This is a genomic window from Janthinobacterium sp. SUN137, from assembly GCF_030587265.1.
In the GTDB taxonomy this organism is placed as follows: Bacteria; Pseudomonadota; Gammaproteobacteria; order Burkholderiales; family Burkholderiaceae_D; genus Janthinobacterium; species Janthinobacterium kumbetense.
The window spans coordinates 1320651-1343674 of the sequence record NZ_JAPWHZ010000001.1; the positions used below are offsets into that span (position 1 = coordinate 1320651).

Here is a 23024-nt window from a genome sequence, read left to right on the forward strand (position 1 = left end):
TTATTTGATGAAAAGTTGCAGGTGTTCGACGATCGGGCCCAGGGCCAGCGCGGGAACGTAATTCAATACGCCGACCAGCACGACAACGCCGATCAGCAAGCCGATGAACATGGGGCCGTGCGTGGGCATGGTGCCGGCATTGGCCGACAGGCGCTGCTTGGCCGCCAGCGAACCGGCCACCGCCAGCACGGGCACGATCACGCCAAAGCGGCCGAACCACATGGCGATTGCCAGCATCACGTTGTAGAACGGCGTGTTGGCGGACAGGCCGGCAAACGCGCTGCCGTTGTTGTTGGCCGCCGACGTGAAGGCGTAGAGGATTTCGGAAAAACCATGCGCGCCAGGATTGGCCACGCCCACCGTGCCCGGTTCGACCATCACGGCGATCGCCGTGCCCGTCAATACGAGGGCTGGCGTAATCAGGATGGCCAGCGACACCATCTTCATTTCATAGGCCTGGATTTTCTTGCCCAGATATTCGGGCGTGCGGCCTATCATCAGGCCAGCGATGAAGACGGCCAGGATGGCGAACATCAGCATGCCGTACAGGCCCGTGCCCACGCCGCCGAAGATCACTTCGCCGAACTGCATCAGCAGCAGCGGCACCATGCCGCCCAGGGGCATGTAAGAATCGTGCATGGAGTTGACGGCGCCGCACGATGCGGCCGTCGTCACTGCCGCGAACAGGGTCGAGGAGCTGATGCCGAAACGCGTTTCCTTGCCTTCCATATTGCCGCCCGATTGCAGGCTGCTGGCCTGCTGGTCCACACCCAGTCCTTGCAAGGCGGGATTGGCTTGCTGCTCGGCGCTCATCACGCCGGCCGTCATGACGACAAAGATCAGGGTCATCGCGGCCAGCACGGCCCAGCCCTGGCGCTGGTCGCCCACCATGCGGCCGAACGTGAAGCACAGGCCGGCGGGAATGATGAAGATGGCCAGCATCTGCAGGAAGTTCGACAGCACGGTCGGATTTTCGTACGGGTGCGAGGAATTGGCATTGAAGAAGCCGCCGCCGTTCGTGCCCAGCAGCTTGATCGACTCCTGCGACGCCACAGGGCCCATGGCGATCGTCTGCGTGGTCGCCACTTGCGCTTCCATCACGGGCTTGCCGGCCGCATCCAGCACGGGCTGGCCATCGGCCGTCACTTTCGGCGTTTCATACGCCACGTGGTCGAGCAGGGTTACTTCCTTGTACGCGGAAAAATTCTGGATCATGCCTTCGCCCATGAAAACGACGGACAGGGCCAGGGACAGCGGCAGCAGGATGTACAGGGTCGAGCGCACCAGGTCGACCCAGAAATTGCCGATCGATTTGCCCGAGCGCGAGGCGAAGCCGCGCACCAGCGCGAAGATCACGGCGATGCCGGTGGCCGCCGAAAAGAAGTTCTGGCATGCCATGCCCAGCATCTGCGTCAGGTAGCTCATGGTCTGTTCGCCGCCGTAGCCCTGCCAATTGGTATTGGCGACGAAACTGACGGTGGTATTGAACGAGGAATCGGGGCTGACGGCGCCGAGACCCTGGGGATTCAAGGGCAAGAAGCCCTGCAGGCGCTGCAGGCCGTAGACGAAGACGGCGCCCACGGTATTGAAGACGATCAGGGCGATGGCATAGCTTTTCCAGCCCATGGCCTTGTCGGCGGGCAGGCCGGACCAGCGGTACAGCAGATTTTCCAACTTTTGCAGCCAGCCCAGGCCGCGCACGGGGCCATCGCCGGCCACCCTGGCCATGTACAGGCCCAGCGGATAGCCGGCGGCCAGCAGCACGGCCAGGAAAGCCACCAATAACAGTATCGATTGCGTCGTCATCACAGTTCCTCCGCCTTCAGCAGCGCCACCAGCAGGTACACGAGCAGGCCAGCAGAGACGACGGCGCCCAGCACATAAAACGCGTTCATTTGACGCTCCCTAATTTGTCGCAGGCGACGGCAAAGCCGGCCGCCAGGACGAAAAACACGGCAATCAAGCCGAGATACACGAGATCCATTCCCACCCTCATTCAGGTTTGTTTTGATAGTGAGCAGATTAGCCAAAAGGGTCTAAAAAATTCGTAAAGACTGGGGAGGCAGCTGTAAACAAGATGTAAAAACGGGCGCTTTACCACATAAAATCCTTCACAATGGGCGCCAAACCACGCGCGCGGCGCACTGTTGTTGCCCTGGAGTAGCGCTATTGCTCGCGGGACAAGATAGAATGCGCGAGCGTCCGCACAAGGACGCCAAGCCTGCCGCACTGCCCTCCCTCAGTGACGCTGGACGGGATATACTGTATATTCATACAGTTATCGCCGCCGCTGTCACTGCGCCCTGCAGTGCCCTGGCCTGGCGTTCCAACCACTGTCTTTACTTAGCTTGAACACGTATGGCCACTAAAAAACCAGCATCCGACTACAGCGAATCATCCATCCGTGTCCTGAAAGGACTGGAACCCGTCAAGCAGCGCCCGGGGATGTACACCCGCACTGAAAATCCGCTGCACATCATTCAGGAAGTGATCGACAATGCCTCCGACGAGGCGCTGGGCGGTCATTGCACGCATATCGCCGTGACGCAAAACACGGATGGCAGCATCACCGTCGAAGACAATGGCCGCGGCATTCCCGTCGGCCTGCACCCGGAAGAAGGCGTGCCGACGGTGGAAATCGTGTTTACGCGGCTGCACGCGGGCGGCAAGTTCGACAAGGGTTCGGGCGGCGCCTATGCATTCTCGGGCGGCCTGCATGGCGTCGGCGTGTCCGTCACCAATGCGCTGTCGACGCGCCTGGAAATCACCGTCTGGCGCAAGGAAAGCGACGGCAACGGCTTGCACCATATGGTGTTTGCCAACGGCGACGTGATCGAGCCTCTGAGCTCCCGCCCCGCCCCGCGCGACGGCAAGAAGTCGGGTACACGCGTCACCGCCTGGCCCGATGCCAAATACTTTGATTCGCCGAACATTTCGCAAACCGAGCTGCAACGCCTGCTGCGCTCGAAAGCCGTGCTGCTGCCGGGCGTGACCGTCACCCTCACCAACGCGAAAACGGGCGATACGCAAACCTGGCAGTACGCGGAAGGCTTGCGCGGCTACCTGACCGAAACGCTGGCGCAGGTATCGAATGGCGAAACCCTGATTCCCCTGTTCGAAGGCGCGCAGTATGCGGGCCCGGACTCGGAAGGCTTTGCCGAGGGCGAAGGCGCGGCCTGGGTGGTGGCGTGGACGGAAGAAGGCGCCATCGTGCGCGAATCGTATGTCAACCTGATTCCCACCTCGAATGGCGGCACGCACGAATCGGGCTTGCGCGACGGCCTGTTCGGCGCCGTGAAAAACTTCGTCGAAATGCACTCGCTGCTGCCGAAAGGCGTCAAATTGCTGCCGGAAGACGTATTCGCGCGCGCCTCCTTCGTGCTGTCGGCGAAGGTGCTGGACCCGCAATTCCAGGGCCAGATCAAGGAACGCCTGAACTCGCGCGACGCCGTGCGCCTCGTGTCGACCTTCACCAAGCCGCCGCTGGAACTGTGGCTGAACCAGCACGTCGACTACGGCAAGAAGCTGGCCGAATTGGTGATCAAGCAGGCGCAGTCGCGCCAGCGCTCGCTGCAGAAAGTGGAAAAGAAAAAATCCTCGGGCGTCGCCGTCTTGCCGGGCAAGCTGACCGACTGCGAATCGTCGGACATCACGCGCAATGAACTGTTCCTCGTCGAGGGCGACTCGGCGGGCGGCTCGGCCAAGATGGGCCGCGACAAGGAATTCCAGGCGATTCTGCCCCTGCGCGGCAAGGTCTTGAATTCGTGGGAAACGGACCGCGACCGCCTGTTCGCCAATAACGAGATCCACGACATCGCCGTGGCCATCGGCGTCGATCCGCACAGCGTGGGCGACTCGCCCGACCTGTCCGGCCTGCGCTACGGCAAGATCTGCATCCTGTCCGATGCAGACGTGGACGGCTCGCACATCCAGGTACTGCTGCTGACGCTTTTCTTCAAGCACTTCCCGGCCCTGATCAACAAGGGTCACATCTGCATCGCCCGCCCGCCGTTGTATCGCGTGGATGCGCCCGCGCGCGGCAAGAAGCCGATGCAGAAGATCTATGCGCTCGACGACGGCGAACTGCTCGCCATCGAGGACAAGCTGCGCAAGGAAGGCGTGAAACAGGGCGCCTGGTCGATCTCGCGCTTCAAGGGCCTGGGCGAGATGAACGCCGAGCAGCTGTGGGAAACGACGATGAACCCGGACACGCGCCGTCTGCTGCCCGTCACGCTCGGTGAAGTCGACCACATGGCCTCGGCCTCCCGCTTCAATATGTTGATGGGCAAGGGCGAAGCGGCAGGACGCCGCGCCTGGATCGAAGAACATGGCAATGAAGCGGAGGCGGATATCTGATGATCATCGGCATCGACCTGGGTACCACCAACAGCCTGGTCGCCATCTGGCGCGACGGCAAGGCTTCCATCATCCCGAATGCGCTCAGTGAACACCTGACGCCGTCGTGCGTGAGCATCGATGACGACGGCACCGTGCTGGTGGGCCGCGCCGCGCGCGAGCGCCTGCAGACGCACCCGCAGCTGACGGCGGCCGTCTTCAAGCGCTACATGGGCAGCGAAAAGAAGATCACCCTCGGCACGCAGCAATTCCGTCCGGAAGAACTATCGTCGATGGTGCTGCGCGCGCTGAAGGAAGATGCCGAAGCCTTTTTGGGGCACGAGGTCGAGGAAGCCATCATTACGGTTCCCGCGTATTTCAGCGATGCGCAGCGCAAGGCCACGCGCATCGCGGGACAACTGGCGGGCCTGCGCGTGGAACGCCTGCTCAACGAGCCGACGGCCGCCGCGCTGGCCTACGGCATCCGCGACAAGGAACAGGAAAGCAAATTCCTCGTCTTCGACCTGGGCGGCGGCACGTTTGACGTGTCGATCCTGGAGCTATTCGAAGGCGTGATGGAAGTGCGCGCCTCGGCCGGCGACAATTTTCTGGGCGGCGAAGACTTCGTCACCGTGCTGGTCGACGCCTTCCTGGAAGGCAGCGGCTTGCGCGACGCAGCCGGCAGCCGCCTGTTCGATCCGCGCCAGCAACAGCTGCTGCGCGATGAAGCCGAGCGCGTCAAGCGTTTGCTGTCGGACCAGCCGTCCGTGCGCATGGCCACGCGCTACCAGGACAAGGAATACAGCTGGGAGATCGGCGAAGAGAAACTGGCGCAGTTGTGCGAACCGCTGCTGGCGCGCTTGCGCCTGCCCGTGGAGCGGGCGCTGCGCGACGCTACCATCCGCGCCGCGGAACTCGACGAAGTGGTGCTGGCCGGCGGCGCCACGCGCATGCCGCTGGTGCGCAAACTCGTCTCGCGCATGTTCGGCCGCTTCCCCGCCATCCACCTGGACCCGGACGAAGCCGTGGCGCTGGGCGCCGCCGTGCAGGCGGGCCTGAAGATGCGCGACGCCGCACTCGATGAAGTGGTCATGACGGACGTGGCGCCGTATTCGCTGGGCATTTCGATTTCGCGCCAGGTCGGCGCGAACCAGTATGAAGGCGGGCATTACCTGCCCATCATCGAGCGCAATTCCGTGGTGCCCGTCTCGCGCACGGAAAACATCACCACCATCTACGACAACCAGAAGGAAATCAACGTGGCGATCTTCCAGGGCGAGTCGCGCCTGGTGGCCGACAACGTCTTCCTCGGCAAGATCAGCTTCCCGATTCCCGCGAAAAAGGCGGGCGAGATCGGCATCGACGTGCGCTTCACCTACGACATCAGCGGCGTGCTGGAAGCGGAAGTGACGGTGCTGGCCACGCAGGAAAAGCACAAGATGGTCATCAGCGACAACGCGGGCGTGATGACGCCGGAACAAATCGAGCAGCGCTTTGCGGAACTGGCCGACCTGAAGATCCACCCGCGCGAGCAGCTGGAAAACCGCACCCTGGTCACGCGCGCCGACCGATTGTACGAACAGTCGCTGGGCGACGTGCGCCAGTACCTGGCGGCGCACACGGCCAATTTCCAGGCGGCGCTGGAAACGCAAGACCCGAGCACCATCCGCAAGGCGCGCCAGGCGCTCGACGAGGTGTTGCGCCAGGTCGAGAGCGAGAGCTTCCTGTAAATGGACGGCGGCATGCACAACGGGCAGCGCAGCCTGTGGGATATCCTGGACACGGAGCCGACGGGCGACGAGCGCGCCCTCAAGCGCGCGTACGCGAAGCGCCTGAAAGTGACGCGTCCCGAAGACGATCCGGCCGCCTTCCAGGAACTGCGCGAAGCGTATGAATACGCGCTGCGCCATGCGCACCTGTTTGCGGAGGAATTTCAGGAACCGCAAGCGGCAGCAGCGGAAACGCCAGAAGCGCCGCCCATGGAACCGGCAGACCTGTGGGGCGTCATCGACGAGGCGGTGCAGGAAGCGCCTGCGGAACTGTGGGGCATCATCGCCCAGGAACAGCCCCCTCCCCCGGAACAATGGGGCGTGGTCGCCATCGACCCGGCGCAGGAAGCGGCTAATCTGTGGCAAGGCTGCCTGGAGCTGACGCGGCATGCGGATGCCGGCGACGTGCTGGTCCGCATGCTGCAGGACGACGCCATGCTGAACCTCGACGTGCGCGAGGAATTCGACCTGTGCGCGCTGCGCTATTGCGCCAGCGCCGGCTATGACCTGGCGCTGCGCCAGGCCCTGTTCGAGCAGCTGGGCTGGGACCGCGACTTTTCCTACCTGGCGCGCAGCCATGCGGACCTGGTGCGCGGCGCCGTGCAGCGTTACCGGGCAGACCGCTCGTTCGCCCATTTCAGCGACAACCGCGACAGCTACCCCGGCCTGGACTGCATCATGTCGCAGCAGCCGCCAAGCGCCTACGCGCGCCAGCTATTCGACCAAAAATTCACGCTGCAGCTGCGCGAACTGCTGCACGCGATACGCTGGCAGCACGGAGAGATGCAGGCCTGCAAGCTCGATACAGACCTGTTCGAGCAGTGGGAACACGCCGTCCATGCCAAACGCTACTTCAAACAGACGGCGCTGGCCTCGGGCGGCCTGGGTTTCGTGCTGTACTTCATGCTCGCGGGTGTGCTCGATGCGGCCGGCTTCAAGCTCGGCGACACGGCTGCCTATGCCAGCCTGCTGGGTTTCCAGGTGCTGGCCTTTGCCCTGCTGGCCGTTCATGCCTTGCGCTGGCCGGCGCCGCTGTTCACGCGCCTGGAAGCGCTGCAGGAAGGGCTGCAGGAACGCCTGCCCGTGCTGTGGGCGCGGCCAGGCTTGCGGCAGCTGGGCTGGATCGTGCCCTATCTGCTGCTGGCGCTAATGCTGTTCTTGCCCGAACGCAGCGAGACCATGCGCCTCGTCACGGCGGCCGGCCTGTGCGCGTCGGCCCTGCTCGCGTATGCGATGAACCGCCAGTTGCTGCACGGCATGCTGCTGCTCCTGTGCCTGGGCCTGTCGCTGTTCGCCGCCATGTTCATGAGCGGCAGGGGCCAGTCGGCGCTGGCCATCGGCGATGCCATGCCATTGATGTTTTGCCTGGCGGCGCTGGCCCTGCGCAGCGCCACCGGTCTGTATGGCGATTGCGGCTGGCCAGAGGCGCTCTTGCCCCGCCTGCGCGCGGCATGGCTGATCGGCTGCGCGGGCTTGCTGCTGCAACTGTATTTGCAACTGCTGCCGGCCGCCTTCGTCGGCGCCGCGCTGTATGTCTGGTCGTGTGCCGGCTTGCTGTTTTCCCCCAGCGATTTCAAATGGAAGACGATCTGGCCGGTGGTGCTGGTGCCGTCCATCGCCACTTTCGTGCTGGCCAGCCAAGCCCCGGCCATCCGCGCCATGCCGATGATGCATAACGGCGTCGAACTGGCCCTGGCCGTGCTCTATTTGACCTTGCGCTACATGTATCTGACGTACGGCAAGTCCTTTTCCAAATCCGGGCTGTCATAATCAGCTCCACGAATTCAACCGCAACCACTTAACACCGAAACAAGCGCCATGTCCACACAAACCAATTTATTTGACGATGCCCAGCCCGAGCCGATCGAGCCGGATGAACCGGTATTCGACGGCGAAGCGCTGACCCTGTCCACCTTCGCCGAGCGCGCCTATCTCGATTACGCCATCTCCGTCGTCAAGGGCCGCGCCCTGCCCGACGTGTGCGACGGACAGAAGCCCGTGCAGCGCCGCATCCTGTATGCGATGAATGAGCTGGGCTTGAACTCCACCGCGAAGCCGCGCAAATCGGCGGCCGTGGTCGGCGACGTGCTGGGTAAATTGCATCCGCACGGCGACCAGTCCGTGTACGACGCGCTGGTGCGCATGGCGCAGGATTTCTCGCTGCGCTACCCGCTGATCGATGGCCAGGGCAACTTCGGCTCGCGCGATGGCGACGGCGCCGCGGCCATGCGTTACACGGAAGCGCGCCTGACGCCGATCGCCAAGCTGCTGATGGATGAAATCGGCATGGGCACGGTGGACTTCCAGCCCAACTACGACGGCTCGACGGAAGAACCGAAGCTGCTGCCGGCGCGCCTACCGATGGTGCTGCTCAACGGCGCCTCCGGCATCGCCGTGGGCTTGGCGACGGAAATCCCGTCGCACAACCTGGCGGAAGTGGCGAAGGCAGCTGTCGCCATGATCCGCGATCCGAAGATGACGCACGCCGAGCTGATGGCCATCATTCCTGGCCCGGACTTCCCCGGCGGCGGCCAGATCATCACGCCGCCCTCGCAAATCCAGGACATGTACGCGAGCGGTCGTGGCAGCATGAAGGTGCGCGCGCGCTGGAAGATCGAAGAACTGGCGCGCGGCCAGTGGCAAGCCGTCGTGACGGAGCTGCCGCCGGGCACCTCGTCGCAAAAGGTGCTGGAAGAAATCGAGGAACTGACGAATCCGAAGATCAAGCTGGGCAAGAAGGCGCTGTCGCCGGACCAGGTGGCCCTGAAGGCGCTGATCCTCAATTCGCTCGACACCATCCGCGACGAATCGGGCCGCGCCGCGCCCGTGCGCCTCGTGTTCGAGCCGAAATCGAAGAACCAGGACCAGACGGAGTTCATGCTGATGCTGCTGGCGCATACGTCGCTGGAATCGTCGACCTCGATCAACCTGGTGATGATCGGCGGCGATGGCCGTCCGCGCCAGAAAGGGCTGGGCGACATCCTGCGCGAGTGGATCGACTTCCGCTTCGAGACCGTTACGCGCCGCACCGGCTACAAACTGGGCAAGGTCAAGGACCGCATCCATATCCTGGAAGGACGCGAAGCGATCCTGCTCAATATCGACAAGGTGATCCAGATCATCCGCAATTCGGATGAACCGAAGGCGGCCCTGATCGAGGCGTTCAAGCTGTCCGAACGCCAGGCCGACGACATCCTGGAAATCCGCTTGCGCCAACTGGCGCGCCTGGAAACGATCAAGATCCAGCAGGAACTGGCCGAGCTGCGCAAGGAAGAAAAGTCGCTGCAAGACCTGCTCGACAACCCGGGCTCGATGAAGCGCGCCGTCATCCGCGAGATCGAAGCGGACGCCAAGCAGTTCGGCGATGCGCGCCGCACCCTGATCGAAGAAGCGCAGAAAGCCGTGGCCGAACAGAAGGTGGTCGATGAACCCGTCACCGTCATCATCTCGGAAAAAGGCTGGGTGCGCGCGCGCACCGGCATCGGCCACGATGCGGCGCAGTTCACGTTCAAGGCGGGCGACAGCCTGCATGGCGCCTTCGAATGCCGCACGGTCGACACCCTGCTGGGCTTTGGCAACAACGGCAAGATTTACTCGGTTCCCGTATCGGCGCTACCCAACGCACGCGGCGACGGCGTGCCGATCACGACCTTGTGTGACCTGAGCGGCGGCACGCCCGGCAACGCCGTGCGCATCCTCCATTACTTTGCGGGCAATGGCGCCACCAACTTGCTGCTGGCGTCGAGCGCCGGCTACGGCTTCATCGCCAAGGCGGGTGACATGACGAGCCGCCTGAAAGGTGGCAAGGCCTTCATCACCCTGGACGACGGCGACGTGCCTCTGGCGCCGAAAGTCATTCCCGAGGCGGCCAGCGCCCTGGCCTGCCTGACGGAAGGCGCGCGCCTGCTGGTGTTCGGCCTCGATGAAATGAAAACCCTGTCCAAGGGCGGCACCGGCGTCAAGCTGATCGACCTCGATGCCAAGGACAAGCTGCTGGCCGTGCAGCCGATCACCCAGCGCGGCGTGGTGGTCTCGGGCATCGGCCGGGCATCGAAACCGCAGGATGCGTCGCTGGGCGCCACGGCCCTGGCCGAACACTTCGGCAAGCGCGCGAAGAAGGGCAAGGCGCTGGCGGCCAAGCTGAAACCGGTATCCATGGCAGCCATCGGCTGATCGCCATCAAGCCATACGAAAAGACAGGTTCGCCTGTCTTTTTTTCGCCCATCGCCCCGTAGCGGCCGCAGGGAAAATAGTTGTACAAATAATTTTACAGATACGTCCCGCGTTCCCGTTATCCCTGCAGGCATGCCCCCGACATGCCGCACACGGACAGGAGAACAAGGATGACAAACAACGTTTCAGGCAGGATTCCATGCAGCGCCTGACCCCGGCCGAACGGCTGGTGGCGGCCATGGCGGCCGAAGGCTTGCCCTATAAAAGCATCGCCAGGGAACTGGGCAAGTCGCCGGCCACCGTGCGCAACCAGTTGCATGCGATTTACCAGAAGCTGGGCGTGGGCAACCGCACGGCGCTCGCCTGTAAGCTGCGCGGCACGCCTTAACGCCGCGACAGGCGCAGCACGTCGGGCGTCGCTTCGACGATGTCGATCACCTCCTGCGTCCCGGCGGCGTCACTGAGCGCATAGCGTCCCATGCCCAGGGGGTGCAGCCGGGCAACGGGGCTGGCGCGGGGCCGGTCATCGGGGCCGGGCGCCATGGACGTCACCGTCATCTCGCCTTGCGCCATGGCGCCGGCGGGCGCCCCAAACTCGAGCACCTTGCGCCCCTTGCGGCTGGGCGGAAAGGCGAACGTGGTCGTGGGCCGGTACACCTCGACACCGTCTGCATCCTCCTCGAAGGAATGCGTCCAGCTACCGCTGGGCAAAGCCATCGTCATGCCGTGCATGCCGCCTCCCGTTTAACACATTGACGTCAGAAACACGATACCACGCCGCCCAGACTTTCATAGCCGCTCACGGAGGGCGACCAGGCCGCCCCGTTCCACGCCTTGTGGAACAGGGCGCCATTCGTGCCCGTGACAAATACGTCGAGGCGGTTCGGCGCCCAGGCCGTGGCGCGCGGACGCGAGGTGCAGATGCCGCCTAGGTTTTCAAATCCCGTCAGCGACGGACTCCAGGCGCTGCCGTTCCATGCCTTGTGGTACAGCGCGCTGTCCGTGCCGATGACGAACAGGTCGAGCCGGTTGGGCGCCCACGACACGGCTTCCACTTCGCCCACGCAAATGCCGCCCAGTCGTTCAAAACCATCGTTGGAAGGCCCCCATTTCGCGCCATCCCACCACTTGTGGTACAGCGCGCCATCGGTACCCGTGACAAACACGTCGAGGCGGTTCGGTCCCCACGCCACCGCCTTCGGCGAAGAGGTGCAGATGCCGCCCAGGCGTTCATAGCCCGTCAGCGACGGTCCCCAGGCCGTGCCGTTCCACCACTTGTGGTACAGGGCCCGGTCCGTGCCGATGACGAAGACATCAAGGCGGTTCGCCCCCCACGCCACGGCTTCCGGCTGCCCCAGACAGATGCCGCCCATGGCTTCGTAACCCGTCAGCGACGGCCCCCAGGCGGCGCCATTCCACCACTTGTGATACAGGCCGCGGTCCGTGCCGACGACAAACACGTCGAGACGGTTCGGGCCCCAGGCCACGGCGCGCGGGTCGCCCACGCACAAGCCGCCCATGGCTTCATAGCCGGTCAGGGACGGTCCCCACGCCGTGCCGTTCCACCATTTGTGGAACAAGCCGCTGTCGGTGCCCGTGACGAACACGTCGAGCCGGTTCGACGCCCACGACACCACCTGCGGCGCACTGGTACAGATGCCTCCCTGCCCTTCATAGCCTGTGACGGACGGCGCCCAGGCCGAGCCATTCCAGGCCTTGTGGTACAGCGCGCGGTCCGTACCCAGCACGAAGACGTCGAGGCGGTTCGCCCCCCAGGCCACGACGGGAGAAGAACTCTGGCGCGGCGTGGCGCCTGCCCCCGTGCCTCCTGTGCCGATACTGGCGCGCGGACCATCGAGACAGGCCTGCATGCGCGCCACCTGGCCCGCCGTGAACATGAACATGGCGGGATCGTCGACGTAATCCATATAGTTCATGAACATGTCGCCATTCGGACCATTGCTGCAGGAAACGTGGGGGAACGAAGGCTGGCCCGTGTTCGGCCCGCCCTGGTTCGGCGTATCGGCCACGTTGTCCGTGCCCGAGCACCCGGTGCCGTCGTCGCCCCAGATATGGTTCAGGTTCAGCCAGTGGCCGATTTCATGCGTGGCCGTGCGTCCCAGGTGGAACGGCGGTGCCGCCGTGCCGCTCGTGCCAAACGCCGATTGCAGGATCACCACGCCGTCGGTGGCGGCCGGGCCGCCGGGGAACTGCGCGTAGCCCAGCAAGCCGCCACCGAGCTGGCACACCCAGATATTCAGGTAGCTGTCGGCCGGCCAGGCATCCATGCCGCCCGTCGCCTGCGACTTGACGGCATCGTCCGCGCCAAACGAGGCGACCGTCGTCTGGCGCCGCTCGATGCCGCTGGTCGCCGCGCCATGCGGATCGGTCGTGGCCAGCGCAAACTCGACGCGCGCATCGGCCGTCAGGGGCAAAAATGGCGCCGGCGTGCTGTTCACATCCGGGTTGACGCGCCGAAAGTCGCGATTGAGGACATCGATCTGGCTGGCGATCTGCGCATCCGAAATATTCTGCGCGGCCGTATTCCACACCACGTGCACCACCACCGGTATCTGCGTCACACCGGAACGTCCGGCAATGCTGCTGTCGCCCTCGTAGAGTCCGGCCAGGTTTTCTATATCGGCGCGCACGTTCGCATAGGATGGATCTTCGGTCAGCAGGCGGCGATGCACGTCCATCGTGGCGCAGGTGCGCGTCTGCGGCGTACCGCCACCCTGCCCCCCGTCGCCACCGTTGCCACCGCCACCATCGCCGCCCATGCCGCCGCCACCAATCTGCATGCAGCTGGTGCCCGCCATGCCTTGCGGCGCCTGCTGCATGCCGCCGCCCGGCATGGCGCCGGCATCCACGGCGGCCACGCCCTGGGCGAGCGCCGTCTGGTCGGCATACGACACGCCCAGGCGCGGCCCCGGCATAGCGTCGCCGCCCGTCGCATCAGCATCGGCCTGCATGTCGCCCTCGACCGGCATCGCCTGCATGGAAGACATGGCGGACATGCCTTCAGCCGAACCGGTGGCCGGTGTTTTTTTCGTTTTAGCGGTGCTCATGATGTCTCCCTTCGTCTGTTTGCCAGATCACTATGGCACGGCGAAAAGAGGAGCATTTGCGCCAGATCAAGACTGACAAGCGACGCCAGGGAAAAGTGCTGGACGAAAAAAAGACAGCCGAAGCTGTCTTTGGGGCTTGCGGGCCGCGGCCCGCAAACGGTGGATTACTTGGCGGCGGCGGCCTTGACTTCAGCGTCGGCCTTGGCCTTCACTTCTTCCGTCTTGGTGGCGGCGATGGCTTTGTCGGCGTTCGCTTCCACTTTTTCCTTGGCGACCTTGGCATCAGCTTTCACGGCGGTTTTGCCCGCTTTCGCATCGGCCTTGGCGGCAGCCTTGTCAGCCTTGGCTTGCGCCTTCATCTTGTCTTCCGGATCGGCATCGGCCACTTTATCGTGGGCCTTGGCCTTGGTTTTGTTCGCCTTGTGCTGGGCGTCGGCTTTCTTTTCGTCGGCCTTCATTTCTGCCTTGGCGACATTCGCGTCAGCCTTGGCATCGACTTTGGATTCCTTGTTGGCAGCCTTGTTGATGTCATGCTGCGCAGACGCCTGGGCGCTGGCAACGGCTGGGGTAACCGGCGACGTTTGCGCGATGGCGGCGGTAGCAAACAGGGTAGCGATCAGGGTGGCGAGTAATTTGTTCATGATGAGACCTTTCAATATGGTTTAATTTTATTCTTACTAAAGGCGGGCAAAATGTTCAAAATTTGCCAGGCATCGCGCTGTTTCTTGATGTAGCGCAATGGCATGACTTCATAGTAAAGATAACGGGCAAACCACACAGTGCGTTAGCGCACTCAACGGGAAATATGTGCATTTCGGCAAATTTCCCATTGAGCACGCTGCCGGCGTTCAGGACCTCATGCGCACACGGCCAATGCCGCGTGGCGCGCCGCCACCCACTCCTCATTGGCCGGCTCCACGCCCACCACGATGCGGCTGGCATCGCTGGAAATACGGCTGGCATTGCGCGCGTTCGCCTCCGCATCGAGCACGGGGCCAATAAAACCCAGCTCGGCGCAAATGCGCTGGCGCAGCTCGGCGCTGTGCTCGCCGATACCGGCCGTAAACACCAGCATGTCCAGCCCGCCCAGCACGGCCGTCAGGGCGCCGATCTCGCGCACGATGCGGCGGATATATAAAGCCAGCGCGGCTCGGATGCGCTCGCCGGTTGCATCCTGGCGGTCCTGCTGCGCCAGCAAGACCGGCGGATCGGCCGACACGCCCGACACGCCCAGCAAGCCCGATTCGTGGTACAGCACGTGCGCCACCTTTTCCAGCGACAGTTTTTCGATTTCCATCAGGTAGATGACGGCACCCGGATCGAGCGAACCGCAGCGCGTGCCCATCATCAGGCCATCGAGCGCGGAAAAGCCCATGGTGGTGGCCACGCTGTGCAAATTCTCCATGGCGCACAGGCTGGCGCCGCTGCCCAGGTGGGCCACGATGACCTTGCCGCGCGCGGCAGCGCCGAAGCGCTGCTCCAGCACCAGCGACTGGTATTCATACGACAGGCCGTGGAAGCCGTAGCGGCGCAAACCCCGCTCCCACGCATCGTACGGCAGGGCCAGCATTTGCTCGACCTGCGGCACCGTGTGGTGGAAGGCCGTGTCGAAGCACGCCACCTGGGCGATGTCGGGACGCGATTCGAGCAGCACCTCGATCGCCTCCAGCGCGAACGGCTGGTGCAGGGGCGCGAGCGGCACAAAGCTTTTCAGGTCCGCCAGCACGGTGAAGTCGATGCGCACGGGGGCGAAATACTTGCTGCCGCCATGCACCACGCGGTGCGCCACGGCGCGCAAGGAACGCCCGTCCAGCTGCGCCACCACTTGCGCGCGGATATATTCGAGGGCCGCGTGATGGGGCTGCTCCGGGTCCAGCTGCAAGGCGACTGCCGGCAGTCCGCCAGCGCGGTAAGTGGCGTTTTCGCGGCCGATGCCTTCGACCTTGCCGCTCCATTGCGCCTGCTGCGGCAGCACGCCGCCCGCTTGCTCGAACAGGGCGAACTTGATGCTCGACGAGCCGCAATTGAGCACCAGGATCAGGGTGCCATCGGCATGTTGGACTGCTGCGTTCATGGCGGCGTGCTCCGGTAATGGTTGGCCAACATCACGGCGATGGCGCACGAGGCGATGCGGCTGGCGCGCGAGTCGGCGCGGCTGGTCAGGATGACGGGAATTTTCGCGCCCAGCACGATGCCGGCGCTGTCCGCGTCGCCCATGTATTCGAGCTGCTTGGCCAGCATGTTGCCGCTTTCCAGGTCGGGCACCAGCAAGATATCGGCGCGGCCCGCCACCTCGGAGACGATGCCCTTGACGGTGGCGGCGGCGATCGAGACCGCGTTGTCAAAAGCCAGCGGGCCGTCAAGGATCGCCCCCGTGATCTGCCCACGGTCAGCCATCTTGCACAGGGCGGCGGCATCGAGCGTGGCGGGCATGTCCGCGTTCACCGTTTCCACGGCGGCCAGGATGGCCACGCGCGGCCTTGCCACGCCGATCACGTGCGCCAGGTCGATGGCGTTGCGCACGATGTCGGCCTTCATGGCCAGGTTGGGCGCGATATTGATGGCCGCGTCCGTGATGATGAAAGGACGCGGATACGCGGGTGTCTGCATCAGGAAGCAGTGGCTGATGCGGCGCTTGGTGCGCAGGCCCGCGCTGGCGGCCAGCACGGCCGACATCAGTTCATCCGTGTGCAGGCTGCCCTTCATCAGCGCCTCGACTTCGCCCTTGCCCGCCAGTTCGGCACCGCGCGCGGCGGCCGCATGGCTATGCTCGACGTCCTCGATGGCGATGCCGGCCAGGCTCAGGCCCGCCTCCAGCGCCACCGCCTCCAGGCGCGCGCGCGGCGCCACCAGCACGGGCGTGATCAGGCCGGCCGCATGCGCGTCGAGCGCGCCGGACAGGCTCAGTTCATCGCAAGGGTGGATCACGGCCACCCTGATCGGACCCAGGGTGCGCGCGTGTTCCAGCAGGCGCCGCGTGCCGTCGCCGTTATGCAGGCGTACCTCGGGCAGGGTGGCGCGCTGCCGTTCGATCTGCTCGGCGGGCGCGATCACCTGCGCCTCGCCGTCGAGCACCACGGCGCCATGCTGGTTGACGCAGCGGCACGCCAGGGTCACGTGGCGGCTGCGCGGATCGAGGGCCGTGACGGTGACGCTGATGGCCAGCGTATCGCCCACGCGCACGGGCTGCAGGAAGCGCAGGGTCTGGCCCGTGTAGACGGTGCCGGCGCCGGGCAGGCGCGTGCCCAGCACGGCGGAAATGAGGGCAGCACCCCACATGCCGTGGGCGATCACGCCCTGGTAGCGGCTGGCAGCGGCAAATTCGGCATCGAGGTGCTGCGGGTTGTCATCGCCCGACATCACCGCGAACAGGGCGATATCGTCCATGCTCAGGGTGCGCGTGATGCTGGCGCTGTCGCCGATGGCGATCTGGTCGAAGGTGCGGTTACGTACGATATTCAAGTCATCGTCTTGGGTAGTAGTCATCGTGGTCTTCTATACAGGGGTAATGTGTTTGGCCGGCTTGGCTTTTGGCCCGGCAGGGGATGAGCGCGCGTCCGACGGCAACGCCTTCGCTTGCGCCTTGATCGCGCGCTCGAAGACGTCTTGCATCTGCTGCAGGCTCGCTTCCTCGTCCGGCGTCGGCGCTTCGGGCACTTGCAGCACTTGCTGCAGCCATTCGGACAGCGCGCCGATGTCGTCCGGGCTGGCGCGCGACAGCAGGACCGGCAAGGCGGCGATGGCGGCATCGAAATCATGCAGCATCAAGCGCGCCTGCTGGCGCACGATGCCGCGGAATTCCTCCATGTTGACATCCTGCCGGTACTGCGGCTTGATCAATTTCAGGGCCAGGTTGACCCTGCGCTCGTCGGCGATCATGCGGAAGCGGTAGATGTAAAACAGCGCGCGCACGGCCGCTTCCACCAGGCCGCCCCGCTGCATGTCCTCGTCCATCTTGCGCGTTTCGCAGCGCACGTATTCGCAATGCTCGGGCGAGATGCCGGGATGGGGACGCGGCGGCGTCGTGTCGCCGATGGCTTGTCCAGTCAGCGCCTGCACCAGGGGCGAGCCGTACACCAGGTCGAAGGTGGTTTCCTGCACCGTGTCGCGCCAGTCGCGCCAGCCGTTCAAGCCGGCCGTGATGGCGCCGGAGATGGCTTCCTGCATGGCCAACAGCGGGTTGTCGGGCGCCACCGGCTGGCGATGGGCGCGTACTTTTTCCGCCTCCTTGGCCACCAGCCTGGCCAGCGGATTATGGTCCGTCCAGCGTTCGTAAGACACGCGCAGCGGATGCGCGAGCTGCAGGAAGCGCGCCGACTGCGGCGTGACCATGGCGCGGACCCACGGCTGCGCAAACGTGCGGTACAAGGCCAGGTTCACTTCGGACACGCGCGCAGCGGCGGCGAACTTGCGGTCGTTTTCCACGCTTGGCTGCACGATGGCGCGCACATCCTCGATGCCGCGGTGCTCGACCTGCAGCACATAGTCGCCGCTGGCCAGGTCCGCGTTCGGCGTGTCGGGCGTCTTGTCGACGATCCTCGCTTCGTAGATACCGGCCGGCAGCAGGTTGATCAGGTCGATATTGCTGGCGAATTTCTGGTGTTCCTTGTGCCCCACCTTGGCCGAGACGAAGATGCCCAGGTGGCCGATGCTGTCATGCACGGCATACACGATGGTCTGGTCGTGCAGCAGCACATCCTTGTCATCGCGGTACAGGTCCGTGATCCAGCCCAGCGCCTGCGGCGGTGGCGTGATGTTGTCGCCGTTCGAGCAAAAGACGACGATGGGCGAACGGATATTGCGCAAGTCCAGGCGCACGCCATCGGACGTGATCAACTCCGCCGTAGCCAGGCGGTTGCCGATGAACAGATTGTCGACGATGTACTGCATCTCGACGTCGTTCAGGAAGACGTGGCCGCCCCAGTATTTTTCAAATTCCAGGTAACGGGGCGCTTCCGTGTCGATGTTTGCATACAGGTTGTACTGCTTGCTCCACAGGGTGTTGGCCGGGTTGAGCTTCTCGAAATTCTGCACCAGGCTGGCGCCGTCGAAGCGGCCGTTGCCCAGGTCGCCCGCCAGGGCCGTGGCCCAGCTGCCGCCCATCAGGCCGCCCGCGTAGCGCATCGGATTGCGGCCATGCCAGCCGGCCCAGTACGACACGGGCGCGCCGGCCACGATAATGGGGCCGAACAGTTCCGGGCGCATGGCCGCCGTCATGAGGATTTGCCAGCCCGCCTGGCAATTGCCGATAACGACGGGCTTGCCCTCGCTGAGCGGATGCAGGGCGATGACTTTTTCCAGGAAGGCCGCCTCGGCGTGCATCACGTCTTCCACCGTCTGTCCCGGCACGGGATCGGGCAGGAAGCCAATGAAGTAGCACGGGTGGCCGGCGCGCAGGGCCACACCGATTTCGCTTTCCGCCTTGAAGCCGCCGATGCCGGGACCGTGTCCCGCGCGCGGGTCGACGACGACGAAGGGCCGCTTCGACGGATCGGGTTCCGGCGCATCGGGCGTCAATATGCGCGCCAGGCCGTAGTTGACGGGGCGCGCCAGCTCCAGGCCGGACATCACCAGTTCGGCGGGGAAGTCCAGCACGTTCGGCACTTCCTCGGCCATGTGCTCCAGGTACTGGTTGCCGCGCCGGCGCATCACGTCCGCGTACAGTACGATGCGCTGCCACGAATCGCGCGCATAGTCGCCCAGCACGCCCAGCGACGGCAAGCCGCCGGTGGAGAAAAATGGTGCAGCTTCGATCTTCATGGCTATCCTTTTCATGCAAAAAACGCCGGACCATTCCGGCGCGGGGGCTACGCCATCTGGCTGATGGTCTTGCGAAAGCGCGCCAGCGCGAAGGTAAACAGGGCCGTGCCGATGGCCAGCAGGGCCAGGAACGGCTTCCAGACTACGTCGATGCCGGCGCCCCGGTACAAAATCGCCTGGCTCAATTCGACGAAATGCGTGGTCGGGGCGATCAGCATGATGTTTTGCACCAACTGGGGCATGCTTTCGCGCGGCGTGCTTCCGCCCGACAGCATCTGCAGCGGCAGCAGCACGAGGATCAGCAGCATGCCGAACTGCGGCATGCTGCGCGCCACGGTGGCGAGGAAAATACCCATCGACGTGGTGGCAAACAGGTGCAGCGCCGCGCCGCACAGGAACAGCGCGATCGAGCCTTCGATGGGCACATGCAGCATGCCGCGCACCACCAGGTTCAGCGACAGGGCGGCGGCCAGCAGCACCACCAGGCCCATCGACCAGACCTTGCCCAGCATGATTTCGGCCGGCGTCACGGGCATCACCAGCAGATGCTCGATGGTGCCGTGTTCGCGTTCGCGGATCAGGGCCGCGCCCGTGAGGATGATCGACAGCATCGTCACCTGGTTGATGATTTCCATCAGCGAGCCAAACCACGCCTGGCTCAACGACGGATTGAAGCGCGCGCGCATCACCAGTTCCACCGGCGAGACCGTCGCGCCCCGATAGCGTTTGGCGAATTCGGCCACTTCGCCGGCGACAATCTGCTGGATATAGCCGCTGCCGCTGAAGGCCTGGCTCATGCGCGTCGCATCCACGTTCAGCTGCAATTCCGCCTGGCGCCCGCCCAGCACGTCGGCCTGCAGCTTGGGCGGTATCGTCAGCACGAAGGTGTACTGGCCCGCGTCCAGGCCCGCATCGACCTGGCTCTGGTTGATCATGGCCGGCGGCGTGAACTGGGGCGGAAAGAAGGCCGAGGCGATGCGCCCGGACAGGGGCGAGCCATCCTCGTCGACGATGGCGATCGAGGCCATGTGCAGCGTTTCCGGCTTGGCCGTGGCGGCCACGTAGATGGCCAAAGTGAACGTGTAGAGAATCAGGATCAGCATCATGGGGTCGCGGATCAGGCTCCAGATTTCCTTCACGCCCAGGCGGTAGATATTTTCAAGATGCCGCATATCAGCTCTCCTGTTTCTTCAGCAGCGCCACCGTCACGCCGAGGATCACGGGAATGGCGATGATCAATGGCCAGAACGAGGCGTGCAGGTCGCCAAAGCCCAGCGCCTTGTTGAACACACCCCGGCTGATATTGAGCATGTGCGTGGCTGGGTACATCAGGCCGATGGCCTTGCCCACGCCTTCCATCGACGAGACGGGATTGAGCAGGCCGGAAAACTGGATGGCCGGGATCATGGTGCCGATCATGGTCACGAACAGGGCCGCGATCTGGCTGCGCGTAAAGGTCGAAGCGAACAGGCCGATGCCGGTGGCGCAGATATTGAAGATGAAGGTGGCGCCGATCAGGGTCGGCAGGCTGCCCTTGATCGGCACGCCGAAGGCCGTGACTGCCAACAGCGCCATGAGGATGAAATTGAGCATGGCCAGCGCCACGTACGGCACCTGCTTGCCTAGCAAGAATTCCAGACGCGTGACGGGCGTCACGTACAGATTGATGATGGAACCCAGTTCCTTCTCGCGCACCACGGACAGCGCCGCCAGCATGGCCGGCAGCATCAGCAGCAGCAGCGGAATCACGGCCGGCACCATGGCCGGCAAGCTTTTCACGTCCGGGTTGTAGCGGTAGCGCGTCTGGATGGCGACGGGGTTGTTCATCGTGATGCCATAGCGGTGCAAGGCCTGGTCGGCCAGCCACAGCTGATGCATGCCCTGCACGTAGCCCTGCACGGTCTCGGCGCGCATCGGCATGGCGCCGTCGATCCACGCGCCTACCTGGGCTGGCGCGCCGCGCTGCACGTCGCGCGCAAAGCCGGGCGGAATTTCTATGGCCAGCGACAGTTCTCCGCTGCGCATGCGCTTGTCGATATCGGCATAGTCGCGCAAGGGCGGGCGTTCGATGAAGTAGCGCGAGCCGGCCAGGTTGTTCGTGTAATTCTGGCTCAAAGTCGTCTGGTCGTGGTCAAGTACCGCATAACTGAGGTCTTCGACGTCCAGGCTGATGCCGAAGCCGATGACGAACAGCAGCAGCACAGAACCGCCCAGCGCCAAGGTCAGGCGTACGGGGTCGCGGCGCAGTTCCAGCGTCTCGCGCCACATGTAGCTGAGCATGCGGCCCAGGCTGAAACGGCTGCGCCGGTGCTGCGGCGTGGGTGCCTGCACTGCCGCTTCCTGCGCGGGCGCCTCGCTTTCCTGCGCCGCCGGCGCCGTGCCGCCGCCCGCCTCTTCCAGGTAGGCGATGAAGGCCGCTTCCAGCGATGGCGCGCCCTTCTTGCGCACCAGTTCGGCCGGCGCATCGCTGACCAGCACTTTCCCCGCATGCATCAGCGAGATGCGGTCGCAGCGCTCGGCCTCGTTCATGAAGTGGGTGGAAATGAAAATGGTGACGCGGTCGCGCCGCGCCAGCTCTATCATCAGACGCCAGAAATTGTCGCGCGCGATGGGGTCGACGCCGGACGTCGGCTCGTCGAGGATCAGCATTTCCGGCTTGTGCACCATGGCCACGGCCAGCGACAGCCGCTGGCGTATGCCCAGCGGCAGACTGTCGGGCAAGTCGTCCATCACTGCGCGCAAGTCGAAACGCTGCGCCATCTCGTCGATGCGTGCAGCGATTTCAGCTTCCGGGACGTGGAACAGGCGCGCGTGCAGCACCAGGTTCTGGCGCACCGTCAGTTCGCTGTACAGAGAGAAGGCCTGCGACATGTAGCCGACCCTGCGGCGCGTGTCGATATCGTTGGAATCGACCTCCTTGCCGAACAGCCAGGCCTTGCCTTCCGTCGCCGGCAAGAGGCCCGTGAGCATCTTCATGGTGGTCGACTTGCCGCAACCGTTCGATCCCAGAAAGCCGAAAATCTCGCCGCGGCCGATGCGGAAATTCACATGGTCGACGGCCGTGAAATCGCCGAAGCGCATGGTCAGATCTTTGGCCTCGATGGCCACGTCCTGCGCGCTGGCCGCATCCAGCGGCGTGATTACCACGGGCTGGTGGCCGGCGCGCTTGGCGTCGGGCAGCAGCTTGATGAAGGCCGCTTCCAGGTTGCCGCTGTCCGTGCGCGCCAACAGTTCGGCCGGCGTGCCCGTATCGAGCACCTTGCCGTCGTCCATGGCCACGAGCCAATCGAAGCGCTGCGCCTCGTCCATGTAGGCGGTGGCCACCATCACGCTCATTTGCGGGCGCTGCTCGCGGATGCCGGCGATCAGGTCCCAGAACTGGGCCCGCGCCAGCGGATCGACGCCGGTGGTCGGTTCATCGAGAATGAGCAGGTCGGGATCATGGATCAACGCGCAGCACAGGCCTAGCTTCTGCTTCATGCCGCCCGACAGCTTGCCCGCCGGGCGCGCCAGGAAGGGCTGCAAACCCGTGCTGCGGGTCAGCTGGTCGATGCGGCGCCGGCGTTCCGCAGCGTCATGGCCGAACAGGCGCGCGAAAAACTGCAGATTTTCCTCGACCGACAGGGTCGGATACAGATTCTTGCCCAGACCTTGCGGCATGTAGGCGATACGGGGACAGACGTCGTCGCGGTGGCGCGCATCGCGCATGTCGCCGCCCAGCGCCATCACGCTGCCCTGCTGCACGGCGCGCGCGCCGGCCACCAGCGACAGCAGGCTCGATTTGCCCACGCCATCGGGTCCGATCAAGCCCACCATGCGGCCGGCCGGCACGTCCAGGTCGATGGCGTCGAGCGCCACCGTCTTGCCGTAATGCTGGCTGACGCCCTTGATGCGGACGACAAAGGAGTTCACGTCCATG

Annotated in this window: 15 protein-coding genes; 5 read left to right on the forward strand and 10 right to left on the reverse strand. The window is 64.4% G+C overall.

Annotated features, from left to right (window positions below; all coding sequences use genetic code 11):
* Together kdpA and kdpF are read right to left on the reverse strand one after the other, a co-directional pair.
* Positions 1-1806 carry a potassium-transporting ATPase subunit KdpA gene (gene kdpA, locus O3298_RS06015; RefSeq protein WP_305058751.1) on the reverse strand — a complete coding sequence of 602 codons (1806 nt, stop codon included), beginning with the start codon at positions 1804-1806 and terminating at the stop codon, positions 1-3.
* Complete coding sequence (kdpF, locus tag O3298_RS06020; protein ID WP_034746483.1) at positions 1806-1895, reverse strand: K(+)-transporting ATPase subunit F; 90 nt, start codon at positions 1893-1895, stop codon at positions 1806-1808. The genes kdpA and kdpF overlap by 1 nt, the downstream gene beginning before the upstream one ends.
* A 463-nt stretch (positions 1896-2358) precedes the next feature.
* On the opposite strand from kdpF, the gene O3298_RS06025 reads away from it, so the two are divergent.
* The 5 genes from O3298_RS06025 to O3298_RS06045 all read left to right on the forward strand — a co-directional run bounded on the left by O3298_RS06025 (position 2359) and on the right by O3298_RS06045 (position 10665).
* Positions 2359-4356 (forward strand): DNA topoisomerase IV subunit B, encoded by a 1998-nt coding sequence (locus O3298_RS06025; protein WP_077408539.1) that lies wholly within the window; start codon positions 2359-2361, stop codon positions 4354-4356.
* Positions 4356-6065, forward strand: coding sequence for a molecular chaperone HscC (locus O3298_RS06030; protein ID WP_305058752.1), 1710 nt, complete (start codon positions 4356-4358; stop codon positions 6063-6065). Before O3298_RS06025 ends, O3298_RS06030 begins: the two co-directional genes overlap by 1 nt.
* A gap of 12 nt (positions 6066-6077) precedes the next feature.
* Positions 6078-7874: a J domain-containing protein gene (locus O3298_RS06035; protein WP_305058753.1), complete on the forward strand. Its 1797-nt coding sequence runs from the start codon at positions 6078-6080 to the stop codon at positions 7872-7874.
* Between the two features lie 48 nt (positions 7875-7922).
* The gene (parC, locus tag O3298_RS06040; RefSeq protein WP_099401637.1) at positions 7923-10277 is read left to right on the forward strand and encodes a DNA topoisomerase IV subunit A; all 2355 of its coding nucleotides are present in this window, start codon (positions 7923-7925) and stop codon (positions 10275-10277) included.
* Between the two features lie 199 nt (positions 10278-10476).
* Complete coding sequence (locus tag O3298_RS06045) at positions 10477-10665, forward strand: helix-turn-helix transcriptional regulator (protein ID WP_251350242.1); 189 nt, start codon at positions 10477-10479, stop codon at positions 10663-10665.
* Here the strand turns inward: O3298_RS06045 and O3298_RS06050 are convergent.
* The 8 genes from O3298_RS06050 to rbbA all read right to left on the reverse strand — a co-directional run bounded on the left by O3298_RS06050 (position 10662) and on the right by rbbA (position 23023).
* Complete coding sequence (locus O3298_RS06050; RefSeq protein WP_305058754.1) at positions 10662-11000, reverse strand: hypothetical protein; 339 nt, start codon at positions 10998-11000, stop codon at positions 10662-10664. The genes O3298_RS06045 and O3298_RS06050 overlap by 4 nt on opposite strands.
* A gap of 35 nt (positions 11001-11035) precedes the next feature.
* A complete protein-coding gene (locus O3298_RS06055; RefSeq protein ID WP_305058755.1) occupies positions 11036-13345 on the reverse strand; it encodes a M43 family zinc metalloprotease in 2310 nt (769 codons plus the stop codon).
* Between the two features lie 164 nt (positions 13346-13509).
* Complete coding sequence (locus O3298_RS06060) at positions 13510-13986, reverse strand: hypothetical protein (protein WP_305058756.1); 477 nt, start codon at positions 13984-13986, stop codon at positions 13510-13512.
* Between the two features lie 215 nt (positions 13987-14201).
* Positions 14202-15419 (reverse strand): acetate/propionate family kinase, encoded by a 1218-nt coding sequence (locus O3298_RS06065; protein WP_305058757.1) that lies wholly within the window; start codon positions 15417-15419, stop codon positions 14202-14204.
* Positions 15416-16831: a bifunctional enoyl-CoA hydratase/phosphate acetyltransferase gene (locus O3298_RS06070; protein WP_305057402.1), complete on the reverse strand. Its 1416-nt coding sequence runs from the start codon at positions 16829-16831 to the stop codon at positions 15416-15418. The genes O3298_RS06065 and O3298_RS06070 overlap by 4 nt, the downstream gene beginning before the upstream one ends.
* 9 nt (positions 16832-16840) lie before the next feature.
* Positions 16841-19105: a DUF3141 domain-containing protein gene (locus tag O3298_RS06075; RefSeq protein ID WP_305058758.1), complete on the reverse strand. Its 2265-nt coding sequence runs from the start codon at positions 19103-19105 to the stop codon at positions 16841-16843.
* 47 nt (positions 19106-19152) lie between these two features.
* Complete coding sequence (locus tag O3298_RS06080; RefSeq protein WP_099666483.1) at positions 19153-20277, reverse strand: ABC transporter permease; 1125 nt, start codon at positions 20275-20277, stop codon at positions 19153-19155.
* A 1-nt stretch (position 20278) separates the two neighbouring features.
* The gene (gene rbbA, locus O3298_RS06085) at positions 20279-23023 is read right to left on the reverse strand and encodes a ribosome-associated ATPase/putative transporter RbbA (protein ID WP_305058759.1); all 2745 of its coding nucleotides are present in this window, start codon (positions 23021-23023) and stop codon (positions 20279-20281) included.
* Position 23024: the final 1 nt, after the last annotated feature.